At 70.8% G+C, this 3,390-nt stretch carries 1 protein-coding gene; it reads left to right on the forward strand.

Annotation, left to right across the window (positions count from 1 at the left end):
- On the forward strand, positions 1–3,390 hold a 3,390-nt coding region (locus ABTY15_RS39470), incomplete at both ends, for a non-ribosomal peptide synthetase (protein WP_350607540.1).

Below are 3,390 nucleotides of genomic sequence, written 5' to 3' on the forward strand. Positions count from 1 at the left end.
TCAGGTGAAGATTCGTGGGTTCCGGGTGGAGCCGGGTGAGGTGGAGGGGGTGTTGCGGGGGTTGTCGGGGGTGGCGCAGGCGGTGGTGGTGCCGTTTGTGCACGGGGGTGAGACGCGGTTGGTGGCGTATGTGGTGGGTGTGGTGGGGGTGGTGGTGTCGTCGGCGGGGTTGCGGGCTCGGTTGGGTGCGGTGCTGCCGGGGTATCTGGTGCCGTCGGCCGTGGTGGTGTTGGACGAGCTGCCGCTGAACGCGAACGGGAAGCTGGACCGGGCGGCGCTGCCGGCGCCGGTGTACGCCGTTGGGCGTGGTGGGGCGGGAGCGCGGTCGCCGCGTGAGGAGGTGCTGTGCTCGTTGTTCGCCGGGATCCTCGGGGTGCCCGAGGTGGGCGTGGACGACGACTTCTTCGAGTTGGGTGGGCATTCGCTGTTGGCGACCCGGCTGGTGAGCCGGGTGCGCCGGGTGCTGGGTGTGGAACTGCCACTCCGGGTGCTGTTCGAGGCGCCGACGGTGGCGGGGGTGGCGCGGCGGTTGGAGGCGGGTGAGGTGCGCCCGGCGCTGGTGTCGCGGGCCCGGCCGGAGTTGCTGCCGCTGTCGTTCGCCCAGCAGCGGTTGTGGTTCCTGCACAAGCTGGAGGGGCCGTCCGCCACCTACAACATGCCCTTCACGCTGAGGCTGACCGGTGAGTTGGACGCCGGTGCGCTGGAGGCCGCGATCAACGACGTGGTGGCCCGGCACGAGCCGCTGCGCACCGTCTTCCCCGAGACGGGCGGCCGCCCCTACCAGCGCGTCGTACCGGTGGGGCAGGCCCGGGTCCCGCTGATCGCCGAGTCCGTCACCGAACCCGAGGCGGCCGCCCGGATCACCGACGTCATCCGGCTCGGCTTCCGGCTCGACCGCGACATTCCGATCCGCGCCCATCTCCTCGACGTCACCGACAGCGCGGACGCGATCCTCGTGCTGGTGCTGCACCACATTGCGGGGGACGGGTGGTCGGCGGGTCCGTTGGCGCGGGATCTGGTGGCGGCGTACGAGGCGCGGCTGGGCGGTGTGGCGCCGGGGTGGTCGGCGCTGCCGGTGCAGTACGCGGACTACACGGTGTGGCAGGGCGAGGTGTTGGGGGATGTGGCGGATCCGGGGAGTGTGGTGGGTCGCCAGTTCGGTTACTGGGTCGAGCGTTTGGCCGGGTTGCCGGATGAGGTGACGGTGCCGGGGGACCGGGCGCGTCCGGTGGTGGGCTCGTTCGAGGGTGCGGTGGTGCCCTTCGAGGTGGGTGCGGTGGGGCATGCGGGGCTGCGTGAGCTGGCGCGGTCGGGGGATGCCACCTTGTTCATGGTGTTGCAGGCGGGGCTGGTGGCGTTGCTGTCGCGGTTGGGCGCGGGGTCGGACGTCGCGGTCGGCTCGCCGGTGGCGGGCCGGACGGACGAGGGCCTGGACGACCTGATCGGGTTCTTCGTGAACACGTTGGTGTTGCGGACGGATGTGTCGGGGGATCCGTCGTTCGCGGAGCTGTTGGAGCGGGTGCGGGAGGTGTGTCTGGAGGCGTGGGCGCACCAGGACGTGCCGTTCGAGTTGGTGGTGGAGCGGCTGAACCCGGTGCGGTCGGGTGGGCGGCATCCGTTGTTCCAGGTGGCGCTGGTGTTGCAGAACGCGGAGGAGGCGCGGTTCGAGCTGCCGGGGCTCCGCGTGCGGGCGGAGTCGTTGGCGACGGGGACGTCGAAGTTCGATGTGACGGTAAGCCTGTCGGAGACCTTCGATGCGGCGGGTCGGCCGACGGGGATCCGTGGGTTCGTCGAGTACGCGACGGACCTGTATGACCGGGCCACGGTGGAGGCGTTCGCAGCCCGGCTGGGGCGGGTGTTCGACGAGGTTCTCGCCGAACCTGGGTTGCGGGTCAGTGAGTTGGCGCTTCTCGGGGAGGAGGAGCGGCGGGAGCTGGCCGAGTGGAGTGGTTCGGCGGGCGTGGGTGGCGAGGTGACGTTGCCGGGGTTGTTCGAGGCGCAGGTTCGGGTGACTCCGCAGGCGCCGGCGCTGGTCGACGCCGCGGGCGTGGTCTCGTACGCGGAGCTGGATGCGCGGGCGAACCAGATCGCGCACTGGCTGCTTGCTCGGGGGGTTGGTGCGGAGAGCGTGGTCGGGGTCGCGGTGGAGCGGTCGCGGTCGCAGGTGGCGCTGGTGCTGGGGGTGTTGAAGGCGGGTGCCGCGTATCTGCCGATCGATCCGGAGTATCCGGTGGAGCGGATCTCGTACTTGATCGGGGATGCCCAGCCTGAGCTGGTGCTGACGACGAGTGAACTCGGCATCGATGTCCGGTCGGTGCTGATCGGTGATCCTGCGACGGTTGCGGCATGGGATGGTCAGCCGACGGGAGCGCCCGGAGTGTCGGTGCGTGCGGACAGTGCGGCGTATGTCATCTACACCTCTGGCACTTCGGGCATGCCGAAGGGCGTGACGGTCACACACGCCGGTGTGGGCGGTTTCGCCGCCGGGTTGTGCGGGCGTGCGGGTGTGGGCGGATCGAGTCGGGTGTTGCGGTCGGCTTCGCTGAGCTTTGACGCATCCGTCCTGGAACTCGTCCTGGCCTGGGGCGCGGGGGCGGCGCTGGTGGTGCCGGGTGGTTCGGTGTTGGTGGGTGGGGAGTTGGAGGAGGCGCTGGCGTCGGGCGGTGTGACGCATGCGTTCCTGCCGCCCTCGGTTCTGGCGACGTTGCCCGCGGGTGCGTGGGAGCGGCTGGGCGACTTGGTCGGGCTGGTTGTTGGTGCGGAGGCGTGCTCGGCGGAGCTGGTGGAGCGCTGGGCACCCGGGCGTCGGATGATCAACGCCTACGGCCCCACCGAGATCACCGTGGCGGCGGCGATCAGTGATCCGTTGCTCCCGGGAGGGGGTGCGCCGATCGGCCGCCCGGTCCCGGGGGCGGGTGTGCTGGTGCTGGACGAGCGGCTCGGCCTGGTACCGGCAGGCGTCCCGGGTGAGTTGTATGTGTCGGGCGCCGGCCTGGCGCGTGGCTACGGCAACCGGCCGGGGCTCACTGCGGAGCGATTCGTTGCCAACCCGTTCGGCACCCCGGGTGAGCGCATGTACCGCACCGGCGATGTGGTCCGCTGGAACACCGACGGCCTGCTCGAATACCTGGGCCGCGCCGACGACCAGGTGAAGATCCGCGGCTTCCGCGTCGAACCGGCCGAGGTGCAGGCGGTGTTGGAGTGGGAGCCTGGGGTGTCGCAGGCGCTGGTGGTGGCGCGGCGGTATGAGGACGATGACGTCCGTCTGGTGGCGTATGTGGTGCCGTCGTCGGCCGACTCGGAGGGGTCGACGGGTGAGCAGGTGGAGGAGTGGCGGGAGATCTATGACTCGGTGTATTCCGGGTCGGACGGTGGTGTGTTGGGGGAGGG

The organism is Kitasatospora sp. NPDC097643, from assembly GCF_040302625.1.
GTDB lineage: Bacteria > Actinomycetota > Actinomycetes > Streptomycetales > Streptomycetaceae > Kitasatospora.